Origin of the sequence: Cellulomonas sp. NTE-D12, assembly GCF_027923705.1 — a bacterium.
In the GTDB taxonomy this organism is placed as follows: domain Bacteria; phylum Actinomycetota; class Actinomycetes; order Actinomycetales; family Cellulomonadaceae; genus Cellulomonas.
In genome coordinates, this window is sequence record NZ_AP026442.1 from 773,811 (window position 1) to 788,478 (window position 14,668).

A 14,668-nucleotide genomic window follows, 5' to 3' on the forward strand; every position below is an offset into this window, starting at 1 on the left:
CGTATCCACGTCAGCACCGGCCGGCTCCTTCCGAGCACCTGGACATCCGCTGCCAGGAGGCGTGCCGGTCGCGCCGGCACCGTCGCGGAGGACGGTTCCCATGCCCCTGTCCATGCAGGCCATCTCGATCATCGGGCGGCTGCACCCCGAGATCTTCGACATCCTCGGCACGCCGACCGCCGCGGTCGGCCGCTACCGCTCCCGCTTCGACCAGGTCGCGCTCAACCCCCAGCCGCTGCCTCCGGGACCGCCGGAGGCCCTGGTCACGGGCGTGCGCGCCGCCGCCGAGCTGGTGCGGCTGGCGTCCACGGCGCACCAGCTCGGGGTCGCCTTCGACGCCGACCCCGACGACTGGTGCGGCACCCCGCCGCACGTCCCGATCCCGTGGCCGTACCCGCCGATCACGCAGGACCCCGACCCGCACCCGTGGCTGGTCTACAACCTCGGCGTCGCGCTGGGGCTGGAGCTGTCGGCGTCCGTCTGGTCCGGGCTGCGCTCCGAGGCGGCGCTGAACGCCGTCCACGACGGGGCGCTCTCCTACGCGCAGAAGGCGGGGGAGCAGTCCCGGACGCTGTAGGGACGGCGGGCGGTGGCGCGGCGGCACGAGCCGCGTCACCACCGGCGTCGCCGGGGCCATCCCGAGGGGCGCTCGCTGCCGCCTGCGGGTGAGCGTGGGCGGCGATCGTTACCGTGCGCGCATGGCTGACGAGCTTCCGGAGCTGGTGGTCGCCGACCAGCAGGCGTGGCACGCGTGGCTCGCCGAGCACGCGGACGACGGGCGGGGCGTGTGGCTGGTGCTCGCGAAGAAGGGCAGCACCGCGCCGACGAGCCTGACCTACGACCAGGCGCTGGACGAGGCGCTGTGCCAGGGCTGGATCGACGGCCAGCTCAGACGGCGGGACGCCGCGACGTACCAGCAGCGGTTCACCCCACGCCTCGCCCGTAGCCCGTGGTCCCGGCGGAACACCACCCTGGTCGCCCGCCTGCTCGAGGAAGGCCGGATGCGACCGCGCGGGCTCGCCGAGGTGGAGCGGGCACGTGCCGACGGACGCTGGGACGCGGCGTACGCCGGTGCCGCCGGCAGCGAGGTCCCGCCAGACCTCGCGGCTGCGCTGGCGGCCGACCCCGACGCCGCACGCACCTTTGCCGGGCTGAGCAGCCAGAACCGCTTCGCGATCCTCTACCGCCTGGGCGCGGCCAAGCGCGCCGAGACGCGCGAGCGCCGCATCCGTGAGTTCGTCGCGATGCTCGCCCGCGGCGAGACGCCCCACCCGCAGGGGCGACGTGTCGGGGAGGCCAGCGCCGGCGCCCAGGACTGAGGCTGCCGGCCTCAGCCCACGCGGAACCGCTCGACGAGCCGGTCCATCAGCGCGTCCACGCGCTCGTCGACCACCCGGCGCGCCGGGTCCTCGTCGTGCCAGGCGACGATCTCGCGCGCACCCTGCTCGAACGGCACGGTGGTGACGAAGTCCGGCACCAGCGACCGCAGCTTGGACGTGTCGAACACGGACGACCACGTCTTGTCGCCCAGCAGCGACGCGCCCCACTCGGGGTCCACGGCGGCGATCTGGTCCGACGGCACGTGCACGATGCGCGCCTCGGTGCCGGCCGCCGTCGCGAGCGCCTGCGCGATCTGGTCCCAGGTCAGCACGTCGTCACCGGTGATGGTGAACGCCTCGCCCAGCGTGCGGGTGTGCCCCAGCAGGGGGACGAACCCACGGGCGAAGTCGGTGTGGTGCGTCAGGGTCCACAGCGACGAGCCGTCACCGTGCACCACCACCTCCTGGCCCCGGCGCATGCGCTCGACGAAGGTCCAGCCGCCGTCCATCGGCACCAGCGTGCGGTCGTACGTGTGCGACGGGCGGATCACCGTCACGGGGAAGCCGCGGTCCCGGTAGGCCTGAGTCAGCACGTCCTCGCACGCGATCTTGTTGCGGCTGTACTCCCAGTGCGGGTTGCGCAGCGGTGTGGACTCCCGGATCGGCAGGCGCAGGGCCGGCGTCTGGTAGGCCGACGCCGAGCTGATGAAGACGTACTGACCGGTGCGACCCTCGAACAGGTCGATGTCGGTGCGGACGTGCTCCGGGGTGAAGGCCACCCAGTCGACCACCGCGTCGAACTGCCGGTCGCCGAGCGCGTCGCGCACCGACTGCGGGTCGCGGATGTCCGCCACCACCGACTCGACGCCCTCCGGCAGCGGCCGCCGGCCCGTCCCGCGGTTCAGCACCGCCAGCTCGACGCCGCGGGCGACGGCCAGCTCGGTGCAGGCGGAGCTGATGACGCCGGTGCCGCCGACGAACAGGACGCGCAGCGCTGACATAGGGCTCTCCTCAGGGATGGTGACCGGTCCGGTCGACGCCTCGACGGCTCAGAACCTCGACGGCTCGGGACCAGTCTCCCGTACCTGCCGTGGCGCGCAGCCCGGCGTCAGTCGCGCTCCAGGCGCGTCACGCCCCGGCCGGGGTGCCACGACTCGACCGCCAGCCGCGTCCCCGTCTGGTCCATGCCCGTCCAGACGACCTCCAGCACGTCCGCGCGGAACAGGTCTCCCGGCAGGCCGTCGTCGGGCAGCGGACCCTCGTACACCGCCCGACCGGCGATCTTCGCCTCGCCCACCCAGCCCGCGGGACTCTCGCCCGGAGGGTCGATCGTCGGACCGTGCAGCGCGAAGCGCGGGTCCCGGCGCAGGTCGGCGCTCTTCAGGGAGCCCGGCATCGAGCCGAACCTCAGCTCACCGCCCTCGAACCAGCACTCGATGCCGCTGATCCGTGGGGACCCGTCGGCCCGCAGCGTCGCGATCGTCTTGTGCCGGCGCGCGCCCGTCGCCGTGTCCAGCGCCGCCCGCGCGCGGGCCGCCAGGGCCGGCGCCTGCTTCTCGATCTCGCTCCAGCTCGCCATCCCGGCAGCATGCCCGCGACCACCGACACGCCCCGACGCGCACCGTCGCGCGTCCCCGCGACCTGTCCGGGCGTCCGTCAGCGCGCGGCCCGCCCCGGTCCGACCTCAGCGCCCGGCCCGCCCCGGCCCGGTTTCAGCGTCCGGCCCGCCCCGGCCGCGGAAGCGGCGCGATCGCCGTGTTCTGCAGGTGCTCGTAGACCACCGACGTGCGCACGTCGGCCACCTCGGGCCGCTCGGTCAGCCGGTCGATGACGAAGGCGTACAGGCTCTCGTTGTCCGGCACGGCCACGTGCACGATGAAGTCCTCGGTGCCCGTGGTGACGAACACGCCCAGGGTGTCCGGCAGGCGGCTCACCCAGTCCCGGAACGCCTCGATGTTGCGGCGCGACGGCGGCCGGATGCGGACGGCGATCAGCGCCTGCACGCCGCGGCCGATCGCCGCGAGGTCCACGTCGAGGGTCGCGCCACGGATCACGCCGCGCTCGCGCAGCGCACGGGTGCGGTCCAGGGCGGTGGTCGGGGCGACGCCCACCATCGCGGCGACCTCCCGGTTGGTGCGCCGTGCATCGGACTGCAGCGCGGCCAGGATCGCCGTATCAAGTTCGTCCAGGTGCGGCTGTAGCGTCACCTGGCCGAGAGTAGTACGGATCACTCGCTCGCATGGCGTACATCTGCATACGCTTCGACGCCATGAGTGCAGATGCATCGGACGAGCAGCACATCACCGTCGGCTTCCGTCCTGGGGAGATCGACACCGCCGCCCCTACGCGGGCGGCCCGTCTCAAGTGGGTGATCGTCGTGGACGGGGCCCTCCCGGCAGGGCGCGCCGTGAACGCCGCCGCCTGTGTCGCAGCGGCCACCTCGCCGGCGGTCACCGGGCTGCTCGGCGGCCCCGCGGTGGACGCGGCGGGGTCCGAGCACGTCGGGCTGCCCTGGGCGGGGTGCTCCGTGCTGGCCGCCGACGGCGCGGCGCTGGTCCGCATCCGCGAGCGAGCGGCCGCGTCGCCGGACGTCTTCGTGGCCGACATGCCGGTGAGCGCCCAGCTGACCCGGGTGTACGACGAGTACCTCGAGGTCGTCGCCGCCCAGGCGTCGGAGGACATCGTCTACGCCGCCGTGGGCCTGGTCGGCCCGCGGAACCGCGTCGACCGCATCGTCGGCCGGCTGCCGCTGCTCTGAGCGAACGCCAGGCGGGCGCTTGCTGTGCATCGGCGACCTGCGGGAATGCACCGGCAGCCGGCCCGGTTGGCGCGAGTCGTGACAACTCTCGGACTCATCGGCTCCGGCCACATCGGTTCCCAGCTCGCCCGTCTCGCCGTCCGCAACGGCTACGACGTCGTCCTCAGCAACTCCCGTGGCCCGGCCTCGCTGGCCGGCCTGGTGCAGGAGCTCGGCCCGCAGGCCCGCGCCGGCACTCCGGACGAGGCGGCGGCCGCCGGAGACCTGGTCGTGGTGACCATCCCGCTGCACGCGCTCGACACCGTCCCGGTCGAGCCGCTGGCCGGCAAGGTGGTGATCGACACGAACAACTACTACCCGCAGCGCGACGGTCAGATCGCCGAGCTGGACGACGAGTCCACCACCGTCTCGGAGCTGCTGGCCCGGCACCTTCCCCAGTCCCAGGTGGTGAAGGCGTTCAACCACATTCTCGCCTCGGAGCTGACCACCGACGGCTCGCCCGCCGGCACGCCCGGCCGGCGTGCTCTGGTGGTCGCCGGTGACGACGAGGCCGCGCGGCGGCGGGTGATCGACCTGCTCGACGAGTTCGGCTTCGACACCGTCGAGCTCGACTCGCTGGCCGAGGGCTGGCGCATCCAGCGGGACACCCCCGGCTACGGGGCACGCCGGGACGCCGCGCAGCTGCGCGCGGACCTGGCCGCCGCCAAGCGCTACCGGGACATGTGACCCGGCGCTGACAGCAGCCCGCTGGCAGCAGCCCGCTCACAGCAGCCTGACGTGACGACGCCCGGTACCGAGAAGCTCGGTACCGGGCGCCGCGTCGTGCGGCCAGCTGCTACTGGCGAGTCTCCTGGACGTTCTCCTTGGCCTGCACGGCCTCGTCCTTCAGGTCGGATGCCGCCTGGCTGCCGTGCTCCCTCAGCTGTCCGGCCGCCTGCGTCGCCGCGTCCTTGACGGCCTGACCGGCCTCGAGCGCCGGGTCCTTGAGGTGCTGCGCCACCTCGCTGGCCGTGGCCTTGGCCTCCTCGGTCAGGTCCGCGGCCTGCTCCTTGACGGCGAGCGCCGCGCGCTGCTCCGGCTTGGTCGCGGGCACCAGGGAGGACGCGAGCCAGCCGACCCCGAAGGCGATCAGGCCGGCGGCCAGCGGGTTGCCCTCCGTCTGGCGGGCCACCGTGTGCGGCAGGCCGGTGACGGCGTCGCCGGCCGACGAGAGCGCGTCGCCGGACGACGAGGACACGTCCCCAGCGGTGTCGCTCACCTTGTGGGCGGCGTCGCGGGCGGTCCCCATCACGCGGGACTTCAGCGACGTGGCGCCGGCACGCACCCTGGTGGCCTGCCGGTGCGCGATGCTGCCGGGGCTCACCTTGTCGCCGAGTGCGTCGACGTCGTAGCTGAGCTCGGCGCGGGTGCGCTCGATGTCCGCGCGGATGCGGTCCGGGTCGTTGGTGGTCATCGGTTCTTCTCCTCGTGTCCGGCGAGAGCGTTCGGGATCTTCTTGGCCGTGTCGGTGGTCTGCTGCAGACCCGACATGCGGCGCAGCTCGGCGCGGCCGCGGGCCGCGAGCACCGCGCCGATCACCGCCCAGATGACGGCGACCACCACGGCGGCCCAGCCGTGGCCCATCGCGGAGCCGAGGCCCCACCACAGCGCGATCGACAGGAACAGCAGCACCATGTGGCCGGCGACGCCGGCGCCGGCGAACATGCCCGCGCCCTTGCCCGCGTTCTTCGCCGACTGCTGGAGCTCGGCGCGGGCGAGGGCGACCTCCTGGCGCATGAGCGTAGAGACGTCCCGGGTGATGTCCGACAGCAGGTCGCCGAGCGACGGGGCTGCGGTCGCCTCGGCCTCGGCGCGGGCCTGGGCGGCCTCAGCCTGAGCCTGCGCCGCGGCCTCGTCCAGGTTCATCGCCAGCCCTCCTCGTTCCGGGCCTGAGCCGCCGGGTCGACGGTGGGGTCGGTCGCCCGGTCCGCGCGCAGCGGCGCGTCGAGCGGGTCGGCCGTCTCCTCGGCGCCCGTGCCGTAGCCGGCCTCGTCGTAGCCGCGCTGGTCGTAGGTGGTCCGCTCGTCGCCCGACTCGTCATGGCCCGCCGCGTCGAGCGGGCCGCCGCTCGCCGCCGGTGCGGTCTCGTACGCCGTCGTCCCCAGGTCGGTGACGCCCGACCCGTAGCCGGCCGCGTACCCCGCGCCCTGCCCGTGGCCCGCGCCCTGCCCGTGGCCCGCGCCCTGCCCGTACCCGGCGCCCGCCTGCTCCACGCCGGTGGGCGGCCAGGCGGTGACCCGCTCCGGCACACCGGCCGCGCGGTGGCTGGGGGACGTGCGGCCGGCCGAGCCGCTCGTGGTGCCGCCGCCGGGCTCGTCCGCGTCCTTCAGACCGCGCGTCAGCCGACCCGCGAGCACGCCGGCGCCGGCCGCGATGGCCAGGAAGGCGCCGGGACGACGACGGGCGAACTCCTTGACCTCGTCGAGCACGCTGCCCGGCTCGCGGTCCTCGAACCACTGCGCCAGGTCGTTGGTACGCGACGCGACCTGCCGCGCCACGTCGGAGGCCAGGCCGCCTTCGGTGGAGCTGTCGGCCATCGAGCCGAGCTCCTGCCCGAAGCTGCGCAGCCCGCCGGCCAGGCGCTGCTGCTGCTCGTACGCCTGCGCCGTCAGCTCCACGCGCGCCTCGTCCATCAGGTCGCGCGCCTGCCGGGTGGCCTCGCCGGCCACCGACTTCGCCTGGTCCACGCCCTCGCCGACCAGGTTGCTGCCCTTCTCCTTCGCCGAGCTCGCGACGCCCATCGCCTCGTCCCTCGCGACGGCCGCCGTCTCGCCGCCGGCGCTGCCCGTCTCGCCGGAAGAGGCGACGGACGGCAGCTGGGTGGTGGGCTGGTCGTCGGCGGGCCAGCTGCCGCCGGACGACGCTCCCGTGCCCGGGGTCCCGTAGTCGTACGTCATGACATCTCCTCGCAGGTGGGCGAGGGCGCGCCGTAGGGACGGCCGTGCCCTCGATCGGTCGTGGAGGGGCTCGACGGAGGTGTCCGCGCGCTCGGCGGCGCGCCGTGTCCGTGAACCACCGGGCCGTCGACGGCTTTCCTGCGCCGACGCCCGCACCCCCGGCGGGGACGCCGGCTGGTCGTTTCACGGTAGGCACGAGCGTGTCGAGCCCGCCACCGGAACGGGGCACAGCCGGACGACCTCGCCGCCGTCGCATGGACAGGCCCGCAGACGGGTGGCGGGCCGGGCCGCCGGGCCGCACTGTGGTGCGATGCCGCCGCTCGCCGACGCCGACGACAGCCGCTGCCAGCCGTTGGCCGCGCTGAGCGCCGCGCTGCACGAGCGCGCCGCGGTGGAGCCGGCGCTGCAGGCGTGGGCCGCCGCGGTGCCGGCCTTCCTCCGGGTCCGGGTCGAGGTGCGGCTGCGACTGACGTGTCGGGACGGGCGCGTGGTGCAGGTGAGCAGCGGCGGTGACGAGCGGCGGTCGGCGGGCGAGCGCGGCGGAGACGGCTCGACGGTGGGAACCGAGCTGGCGCCGCACCCCGGCTGGCTGGTCGACGAGGCCCTGGGGGGCGCGGCGGCGCTCGCACCGCCCGGCTACCCCGCGGGTGCGGTCCTGGGTGGGCCGGTGGTCGGCGGTGGTGCGCTGCTGGTGATGCTGCTCGGCACCTCACCGGTGGACTGGGACCACGGCCTGGGCACGGTGGCGCGGGCCGCGGTCGACGACCTGCGGGCGGTGCTGGGCCTGGCCGTCGGCCTGGAGGAGGCGGTGCTGTCCGCCCAGGACGCGGACGCGGTGCTCCGCTCCCGCGCCGTGATCGACCAGGCGGTCGGCGTGGTGATGGCGCACCACGGCTGCGGTGCGGATCAGGCGATGGAGCGGCTGCGGCGGGCCTCGCAGCGCAGCGGCGTACCGCTGGCGAGGCTGGCCGCCCGGCTGCTCACGGACGTGTCGGGCAGCCCGCCCGCGGAGCCCGGAGGGTTCGAGATGCGACGCGCGGCGTCGGCCTGAACCGGACGCTCGGCGGACGGCCCGCGGCGTCCAGCGGTGGAGGGCCTGCCAGCGGGGGACGGCACACCCCCGACGTCTGCCGCGGTCAGCCTCGCGGGCGGTACGGCCCGGTGCTCGCGCGGACCTGCAGCGTGGTGCCGACCACCACGTGCTCGCGCGACACGTCGACGTGGTCGCGCACCTGCGCCAGCAGCAGGCGCACCAGCTCCGACCCGATGGTGCGGAAGTCCTGGCGCACCGTGGTCAGCGGCGGCCAGAGGAACTCGGTGAGCGCCGCGTCGTCGAACCCGACCACCGAGACGTCCTCCGGCACGCGCACCCCACGCTCGTGCAGCGCTCGCATCAGGCCGGCGGCCATCTCGTCGTTCGCGCTGTAGACGGCCGTGACGGACGGGTCGTCGGCGATCTGCGCGCCGAGGGCGTAGCCGGACTGCGGCGTCCAGTCACCGCGGAGCACGGGCGGCACCGGCCGGCCGGCACGGCGCAGCGTCTCCTGCCAGGTCTCCTCGCGCTGCACGGCGGGCGCGGAGTCCGCCGGTCCGGCGATGTGGTGCACCGTCGGGTGGCCCAGGCCGAGCAGGTGCTCGACCGCCGAGCGCGAGCCGCCGATCTGGTCCGACCCGACGGCGGCGTGGTGCCCGACGAACCGCGAGTCGGAGACCACCACCGGCATGCCGGGCGGCAGGGCGAGGTCGGTGGGGGTCGCCACCTCCGCTCGGATGACGATGAGACCGTCGACCGCCTGGTGCCGCAGGCGCGTCGCGGCCTCCGACACGTCGGCGGGGGAGACCACGTCGACCAGGGCGACCGTGTAGCCCTCGGCACGGGCGGCCTCGACGACCCCTTCGATGGTCCGCGACTCGCCGGTGCGGGCGAACCGGTGCGCGACCAGGCCGATCGTCTCGAAGCTGCCGTTGCGCAGCGCCCGGGCCGCTGTGTTGGGCGCGTAGCCGAGCATGGCCATGGCGGACTGCACGCGTTCGCGGGTCGCGGGGCGCACGGCGTCCGACCCGTTGGCGACGCGCGAGACGGTGATCGGGGCGACGCCGGCGAGGCGCGCGACGTCGCCGATGGACGCCCGCGGCGGCTGCGGTGCGCCGGCTGCCCCCTGAGGACCTGCGGCCATGCCGGGAGCATAGCCATGGTGACGTGCGCATCGCCGTTCCGGGGAGGGTGAGTCCGACGAAGCCGTTATCGCACCGTGACCGCAAGGGGGTTGCAGATGACAACGTGACCATCTAGGTTCGACCTCGCTTGGTAACGTCACCAATGTCGGTGACCGGCAGACCGGAGACAAAGGTGTCAGCAGCTGTCGTCCTCACGGACGTGGGCCCCGCGACGTCCCTGCCCCGCAGGCGGCGCTCCCTCGCGGGGCTGTGGTTCGTCGTCCCGTTCCTCGCGGTGTTCCTGTTCGTGCTCGTGGTGCCGGTGCTCTACTCGCTCTACCTGTCCGTGTTCCAGGACAAGCTGATCGGCGGCCGCAGCTTCGTCGGGCTCGCCAACTACTCGCAGCTGTTCTCCGACCCGAAGTTCTGGGACGGGCTCGGCCGGGTGGCGCTGTTCCTCGCGGTGCAGGTGCCGGTGATGCTGGGCCTGGCCCTGGTCGCCGCACTGGCGATCGACTCCGGCCGGCTGCACGGGGCGCCGTTCTTCCGCATGTCCGTGTTCCTGCCGTACGCGGTGCCCGGCGTCGTCGCCGTGCTCATGTGGGGCTTCATGTACGGCGACCAGTTCGGCCTGGCCGGGAACATCAACAAGCTGGTGGGCCACGAGCTGCTCACCCCGCTGAGCCCGCAGTGGATCCTCGTCGCGATCGGCAACATCGTGACCTGGGAGTTCGTGGGCTACAACATGCTGATCTTCTACTCGGCGCTGCGCTCGGTGCCGTCCGACCTCTACGAGGCCGCGGCGATCGACGGCGCCGGCGCCTGGCGCGTCGTGTTCAGCATCAAGCTGCCGGCGCTCCGGCAGGCGATCGTCATCGCGACGATCTTCTCGATCATCGGCTCGTTCCAGCTGTTCAACGAGCCCAACATCCTGCGCACGCTGATCCCGTCGGTGATCGCGACCTACTTCACGCCGAACATGTACGCGTACAACCTGTCCTTCGCGGGGCAGCAGTACGCATACGCGGCGACCCTCGCGATCGTCATGGGGGTGGTCACCGCGGTGATCGCCTACGTGGTCCAGCTGCGCGGCTCCCGGGAGGCGAACCGCTGATGGCCACCACGACGATCGACCCCACGGCACCCCGGACGGCCGGCACCGACGCCGGCTCGGCCCGCGCGCGGCGCGCCCGCCGGTCCCGCGCGGCGGGCCCCTTCGGCGGTCCGTCCGTCCGGCTGACGCTGGTGATGGTGCTGTTCGCGCTCTACGCGCTGGCGCCGCTGGCCTGGCTGGTGATCAACGCCAGCAAGACGCAGCAGTCGATGTTCGACTCGTTCGGCCTGTGGTTCGCCGGCAGGTTCGCGCTGCTGGACAACCTGCACCAGGTGCTGACGTACGACGGCGGCATCTACGTGCGCTGGCTCGCCAACACGATCCTGTACGTGGTGGTCGGGGCCGGCGGCGCGACGGTGCTGGCGACGCTGGCCGGGTACGGGCTGGCCAAGTACGACTTCCCCGGCAAGCGGGCGGTGTTCGCCACGGTGCTCGGCGCCATCGCGATCCCCGGGACCGCGCTCGCGGTGCCGACGTTCCTCATGTTCAGCCAGCTGCACCTGACCAACACGATCTGGGCGGTGATCGTCCCGTCGCTGGTCTCGCCGTTCGGGCTCTACCTCGTCTGGGTCTACGCGCTCGACGCCGTGCCGACCGAGATCCTCGAGGCCGCCCGGATCGACGGCTCCGGCGAGCTGCGCACGTTCCTGACGATCGGGCTGCGGCTGCTGACACCGGGTGTGGTGACCGTCGCGCTGTTCGCGGTGGTGGCCACCTGGAACAACTACTTCCTGCCGCTGATCATGCTCAACGACCCGAACCTGTTCCCGCTGACCATCGGCCTGCAGCAGTGGAACCTCCGGGCCACCGGCGTCAACGCGACGCCGATCTACAACCTGGTGATCTCGGGGTCGCTGCTGGCCATCGTCCCGGTCGTCGCGATCTTCCTGGCCCTGCAGCGCTACTGGCAGTCGGGCCTGGCCGCCGGGAGCGTCAAGGCCTGACCTGTCGCGAACCCGTCACGACCGCACGGTGCCCGACCCCCGGTCCTCGTGCGGCCGCACCTTCCCGCAACCCCGTCCCCGCAACCCCCTCCCGCAAGTCCCGCACGTCCCCTCGCACGACGATGTGAAAGGAAGTGTCATGTCCCTGCACCCCCGTCGCCGCCTGCGCGGCGCAGCCGTCCTCGCGGCTGGTGTCGTGGTCGGCCTCGCACTGGCCGCCTGCTCCTCCTCCGGTGGTTCGTCCGGCGGCAGCACGTCCGCCGGTGGCGCCGCTGGCGGCTCGGCCGCGCTGGACGCCGCCCTCTCCAAGGGTGGCGAGCTCACCTACTGGACGTGGACGCCGTCCGCCAAGGCGCAGGTCGCCGCCTTCGAGCAGGCGTACCCGAACGTCAAGGTGAACCTGGTGGACACCGGCGGTGCCGGCGACAACAACACCAAGCTGCAGAACGCGATCAAGGCAGGTTCCGGTGCGCCGGACGTGGTGCAGGTCGAGTACCAGTCGCTGCTGCAGTTCGTGCTGCCCAAGGACCTGGTCGACCTGACCAAGTACGGCTTCGGGGACCTGAAGAGCAAGTACTCGGCGTCGACGTGGGGCGCGGTCACCGGCGCCAACGGCATCTGGGGTCTGCCCCAGGACTCCGGACCGATGGCCCTCTTCTACAACAAGACGGTGTTCGACAAGTACGGCCTCACCGTGCCGAAGACGTGGGACGACTACATCGCCGAGGCGAAGAAGCTGCACGCGGCGGACCCGACCAAGTTCTTCGTCAACGACACCGGTGACGCGGGCATGACCACGTCGCTCATCTGGCAGGCCGGTGGCCGTCCGTTCAAGTCGGACGGCGAGAAGGTCTCCATCAACCTGCAGGACCCGGGCAGCAAGAAGTTCGCGGACATGTGGAACCAGCTCAACGAGGGTGGCCTGCTGGGCAACATCCCCGGCTGGAGCGACCAGTGGTTCAAGGCACTGGGTGACGGCACCATCGCCACGCTGGTCACCGGCGGCTGGATGCCCGGTGTGTTCGAGGCCAGCGTCCCGGCCGGCAAGGGCCAGTGGCGGGTGGCGCCGATGCCGACGTTCGGCAGCGACACCGCGACCGCGGAGAACGGCGGCTCGACGGAGGTCGTGGTCAAGCAGTCCAAGAACCCTGAGCTCGCCGCGGCGTTCCTGCGCTGGCTGAACTCCGACCCGGCCTCGGTGAAGGTGTTCCTCGCCTCCGGCGGCTTCCCGGCCACCACGGCGGACCTCGAGTCGGCCGACTTCCAGGGCAAGACCGACGACTACTTCGGTGGCCAGCAGGTCAACAAGGTGATCGTCGACTCGTCGAAGAACGTCGGCACCGGCTGGCAGTACCTGCCGTGGCAGTCGTACGCGAACAGCATCTTCAGCGACACCGTCGGCAAGGCGTTCCTGAACAAGTCCGACATCAACGAGGGCCTCAAGGCCTGGCAGGACCAGAACGTCACCTACGGCAAGGCGCAGGGCTTCACGGTGACGGCCGGCTGACCCGAGTCCGACCGGCGGGGGTGGGCCGGCTTCTCGGCCCACCCCCGCGCCCGTCCTTGATCAACTCCCCTCCAGCGACGGAGCACCCGTGCCCACGTTCACCATCGGCGACGCCGACTTCCTGCTCGACGGCAGCCCCGTCCGGCTGCTGTCCGGCGCGCTGCACTACCCCCGGATCCACCCGGGGCAGTGGCGGGACCGCATCGTCAAGGCCCGTCAGCTGGGGCTGAACACCATCGAGACCTACGTCTTCTGGAACGAGCACAGCCCCGAGCCGGACGTGTTCGACACCTCCGGCCGCCTCGACCTGGTGCGGTTCCTGCAGCTGGTCGCCGACGAGGGCATGCACGCGATCGTCCGGCCGGGGCCGTACGCCTGCGCCGAGTGGGACAACGGCGGCCTGCCGGCGTGGCTGACGTCGGACCCGCAGGTGGGCCTGCGCCGGTCCGAGCCGCACTACCTGAAGGCCGTCACCGAGTACCTGATCCGGGTGTACGACCTGGTCGCGCCGCTGCAGGTCGACCGAGGCGGCCCGGTGGTGCTGGTGCAGGTGGAGAACGAGTACGGCGCCTACGGGGACGACGCGGCCTACCTGCAGGCGCTGGTGGACGTGACCCGCGACGCCGGGATCATCGTCCCGCTGATCACCGTCGACCAGCCCGAGCCGGAGATGCTGCAGAACGGCTCGCTGCCCACGCTGCACCGCACCGGCTCGTTCGGCGGCCGCGCGGCCGAGCGCCTGGCCACCCTGCGCCAGCACCAGCCGACCGGTCCGCTGATGTGCAGCGAGTTCTGGTGCGGCTGGTTCGACCACTGGGGCGACCGGCACCACACCGCGCCGCCGGACGCCTCCGCCGCCGAGCTGGACGCGATCCTGTCCGCCGGTGCCTCCGTCAACGTCTACATGGTGCACGGCGGCACCAGCTTCGGGCTGACGTCCGGCGCCAACGACAAGGGCGTCTACCAGCCGACCGTCACCAGCTACGACTACGACGCCCCGCTCGACGAGGCGGGGAACCCCACGGCCAAGTTCTGGGCCTTCCGCGAGGTGATCGCGCGGTACGCGCCGGTGCCCGACGACGTGCCTGCGGCGGCCGTGCCGGCACCCGAGCTGACCGTGCCGCTCCGCCCGGTGTCCCCGCTGCGGACCGCCGCCGAGGCCGTCGGCCCGTGGCTGGTGGTCGACGCGGACCGGGACGCGCCGCCGACGTTCGACGAGCTGCGCCACTGGCGCGGCCTGGCGTTCCAGCGCGCGTGGCTGCCGAGGGCCGCCACCGAGCGCGTGCTGGCGGTCGGCGAGGTGCGGGACCGCGTCCAGGTGTGGCTGGACGGCCGACCCGTCGGCGTGCTCGCACGCGACCACCACGACCGGACGCTGGTGCTGCCCGCGGGCGGCGGCGAGCTGCTGCTGCTGGTCGAGGACCAGGGGCGCGTCGGCTACGGGCCGCGGCTCGGCGAGGTCAAGGGCGTGCTGGGGCCCGTGACGGTCGGCGGCGTTCCGGTACGCGGCTGGCAGTCGCTGGTGGTGGAGCACGACGCGCTCGCCGCGACGGTGTCGGCGCAGGCTGCGGGTGACGGCACGACGGTGGCTGACGGCACGACGGTGGCTGACGGCACGACGCTGGCGCCCGACCTGGCCGGCCCCGTGCTGGCGCACGCCACGTTCATGCTCGACGAGCCGGCCGACCTGTTCCTCGACACCACCGGCTGGGGCAAGGGCATGGCCTGGGTCAACGGCTGGCCGCTCGGCCGGTACTGGAGCCGCGGACCGCAGCACACCCTCTACGTCCCGGCGCCGGCCACCCGTGCCGGCCGCAACGACCTGGTGGTGCTGGAGCTCGGGATCGCAGCACCGGTCGCGCGGTTCGTCGCCCGTCCTGACCTGGGCCACACGGAGGCCTGACCCCCACCCTTCCCCGGCCCCGCGGGACCA

The 14,668-nt window shown here is 73.2% G+C and carries 16 protein-coding genes; 9 read left to right on the plus strand and 7 right to left on the minus strand.

Annotated features, from left to right (window positions below; all coding sequences use genetic code 11):
• Positions 1-100: 100 nt before the first annotated feature.
• Complete coding sequence (locus tag QMF98_RS03595; protein ID WP_337974706.1) at positions 101-577, plus strand: hypothetical protein; 477 nt, start codon at positions 101-103, stop codon at positions 575-577.
• 121 nt (positions 578-698) lie between these two features.
• Positions 699-1,319: a YdeI/OmpD-associated family protein gene (locus tag QMF98_RS03600; RefSeq protein WP_337974707.1), complete on the plus strand. Its 621-nt coding sequence runs from the start codon at positions 699-701 to the stop codon at positions 1,317-1,319.
• A gap of 11 nt (positions 1,320-1,330) precedes the next feature.
• On the opposite strand, the gene QMF98_RS03605 is transcribed toward QMF98_RS03600, so the two are convergent.
• From QMF98_RS03605 to QMF98_RS03615, 3 genes are all read right to left on the minus strand, one after another.
• Positions 1,331-2,320 (minus strand): SDR family oxidoreductase, encoded by a 990-nt coding sequence (locus QMF98_RS03605; RefSeq protein WP_337974708.1) that lies wholly within the window; start codon positions 2,318-2,320, stop codon positions 1,331-1,333.
• Between the two features lie 107 nt (positions 2,321-2,427).
• Positions 2,428-2,898 carry a pyridoxamine 5'-phosphate oxidase family protein gene (locus QMF98_RS03610; protein WP_337974709.1) on the minus strand — a complete coding sequence of 157 codons (471 nt, stop codon included), beginning with the start codon at positions 2,896-2,898 and terminating at the stop codon, positions 2,428-2,430.
• Positions 2,899-3,031: 133 nt separating this feature from the next.
• Positions 3,032-3,526: an Lrp/AsnC family transcriptional regulator gene (locus QMF98_RS03615; RefSeq protein ID WP_337974710.1), complete on the minus strand. Its 495-nt coding sequence runs from the start codon at positions 3,524-3,526 to the stop codon at positions 3,032-3,034.
• A gap of 62 nt (positions 3,527-3,588) precedes the next feature.
• On the opposite strand from QMF98_RS03615, the gene QMF98_RS03620 reads away from it, so the two are divergent.
• Positions 3,589-4,077, plus strand: a complete 489-nt coding sequence (locus QMF98_RS03620; RefSeq protein WP_337974711.1) for a DUF2000 domain-containing protein — start codon at positions 3,589-3,591, stop codon at positions 4,075-4,077.
• 78 nt (positions 4,078-4,155) lie between these two features.
• Positions 4,156-4,803 (plus strand): NADPH-dependent F420 reductase, encoded by a 648-nt coding sequence (locus tag QMF98_RS03625; protein ID WP_337974712.1) that lies wholly within the window; start codon positions 4,156-4,158, stop codon positions 4,801-4,803.
• Positions 4,804-4,912: 109 nt separating this feature from the next.
• Here QMF98_RS03625 and QMF98_RS03630 read toward each other — a convergent pair whose 3' ends face one another.
• Genes QMF98_RS03630 through QMF98_RS03640 form a run of 3 tightly spaced genes read right to left on the minus strand, consistent with a single transcriptional unit; the run spans position 4,913 to position 7,013 of the window.
• The gene (locus QMF98_RS03630; RefSeq protein ID WP_337974713.1) at positions 4,913-5,530 is read right to left on the minus strand and encodes a DUF3618 domain-containing protein; all 618 of its coding nucleotides are present in this window, start codon (positions 5,528-5,530) and stop codon (positions 4,913-4,915) included.
• Positions 5,527-5,982: a phage holin family protein gene (locus QMF98_RS03635; protein ID WP_291763654.1), complete on the minus strand. Its 456-nt coding sequence runs from the start codon at positions 5,980-5,982 to the stop codon at positions 5,527-5,529. The genes QMF98_RS03630 and QMF98_RS03635 overlap by 4 nt, the downstream gene beginning before the upstream one ends.
• Positions 5,979-7,013, minus strand: a complete 1,035-nt coding sequence (locus QMF98_RS03640) for a hypothetical protein (protein ID WP_337974714.1) — start codon at positions 7,011-7,013, stop codon at positions 5,979-5,981. The genes QMF98_RS03635 and QMF98_RS03640 overlap by 4 nt, the downstream gene beginning before the upstream one ends.
• Before the next feature lie 310 nt (positions 7,014-7,323).
• Between QMF98_RS03640 and QMF98_RS03645 the strand changes: the two genes are divergently transcribed.
• Positions 7,324-8,064, plus strand: coding sequence for an ANTAR domain-containing protein (locus QMF98_RS03645; RefSeq protein WP_337974715.1), 741 nt, complete (start codon positions 7,324-7,326; stop codon positions 8,062-8,064).
• An 85-nt stretch (positions 8,065-8,149) separates the two neighbouring features.
• Here the strand turns inward: QMF98_RS03645 and QMF98_RS03650 are convergent, their stop codons facing one another.
• On the minus strand, positions 8,150-9,190 hold the full coding sequence (locus QMF98_RS03650; protein ID WP_337974716.1) for a LacI family DNA-binding transcriptional regulator: 1,041 nt from the start codon (positions 9,188-9,190) through the stop codon (positions 8,150-8,152).
• Between the two features lie 143 nt (positions 9,191-9,333).
• Here QMF98_RS03650 and QMF98_RS03655 point away from each other — a divergent pair, with 143 nt between their 5' ends.
• The 4 genes from QMF98_RS03655 to QMF98_RS03670 all read left to right on the plus strand — a co-directional run bounded on the left by QMF98_RS03655 (position 9,334) and on the right by QMF98_RS03670 (position 14,638).
• Complete coding sequence (locus tag QMF98_RS03655; RefSeq protein ID WP_378100147.1) at positions 9,334-10,284, plus strand: carbohydrate ABC transporter permease; 951 nt, start codon at positions 9,334-9,336, stop codon at positions 10,282-10,284.
• Positions 10,284-11,228: a carbohydrate ABC transporter permease gene (locus QMF98_RS03660; RefSeq protein WP_490715641.1), complete on the plus strand. Its 945-nt coding sequence runs from the start codon at positions 10,284-10,286 to the stop codon at positions 11,226-11,228. Before QMF98_RS03655 ends, QMF98_RS03660 begins: the two co-directional genes overlap by 1 nt.
• A 139-nt stretch (positions 11,229-11,367) precedes the next feature.
• On the plus strand, positions 11,368-12,735 hold the full coding sequence (locus QMF98_RS03665) for an ABC transporter substrate-binding protein (protein WP_291763638.1): 1,368 nt from the start codon (positions 11,368-11,370) through the stop codon (positions 12,733-12,735).
• An 88-nt stretch (positions 12,736-12,823) separates the two neighbouring features.
• The gene (locus tag QMF98_RS03670) at positions 12,824-14,638 is read left to right on the plus strand and encodes a glycoside hydrolase family 35 protein (protein WP_337974717.1); all 1,815 of its coding nucleotides are present in this window, start codon (positions 12,824-12,826) and stop codon (positions 14,636-14,638) included.
• Positions 14,639-14,668: the final 30 nt, after the last annotated feature.

Bases quoted from the DNA above. Each gene is read 5' to 3' on its own strand.
- QMF98_RS03645 (WP_337974715.1), top strand. From the start codon at position 7,324: ATGCCGCCGCTCGCCGACGCCGACGACAGCCGCTGCCAGCCGTTGGCC.
- QMF98_RS03595 (WP_337974706.1), top strand. From the start codon at position 101: ATGCCCCTGTCCATGCAGGCCATCTCGATCATCGGGCGGCTGCACCCC.
- QMF98_RS03620 (WP_337974711.1), top strand. From the start codon at position 3,589: ATGAGTGCAGATGCATCGGACGAGCAGCACATCACCGTCGGCTTCCGT.
- QMF98_RS03600 (WP_337974707.1), top strand. From the start codon at position 699: ATGGCTGACGAGCTTCCGGAGCTGGTGGTCGCCGACCAGCAGGCGTGG.
- QMF98_RS03650 (WP_337974716.1), bottom strand. From the start codon at position 9,190: ATGGCCGCAGGTCCTCAGGGGGCAGCCGGCGCACCGCAGCCGCCGCGG.
- QMF98_RS03655 (WP_378100147.1), top strand. From the start codon at position 9,334: ATGTCGGTGACCGGCAGACCGGAGACAAAGGTGTCAGCAGCTGTCGTC.
- QMF98_RS03605 (WP_337974708.1), bottom strand. From the start codon at position 2,320: ATGTCAGCGCTGCGCGTCCTGTTCGTCGGCGGCACCGGCGTCATCAGC.
- QMF98_RS03630 (WP_337974713.1), bottom strand. From the start codon at position 5,530: ATGACCACCAACGACCCGGACCGCATCCGCGCGGACATCGAGCGCACC.
- QMF98_RS03660 (WP_490715641.1), top strand. From the start codon at position 10,284: ATGGCCACCACGACGATCGACCCCACGGCACCCCGGACGGCCGGCACC.
- QMF98_RS03665 (WP_291763638.1), top strand. From the start codon at position 11,368: ATGTCCCTGCACCCCCGTCGCCGCCTGCGCGGCGCAGCCGTCCTCGCG.
- QMF98_RS03635 (WP_291763654.1), bottom strand. From the start codon at position 5,982: ATGAACCTGGACGAGGCCGCGGCGCAGGCTCAGGCTGAGGCCGCCCAG.
- QMF98_RS03610 (WP_337974709.1), bottom strand. From the start codon at position 2,898: ATGGCGAGCTGGAGCGAGATCGAGAAGCAGGCGCCGGCCCTGGCGGCC.
- QMF98_RS03640 (WP_337974714.1), bottom strand. From the start codon at position 7,013: ATGACGTACGACTACGGGACCCCGGGCACGGGAGCGTCGTCCGGCGGC.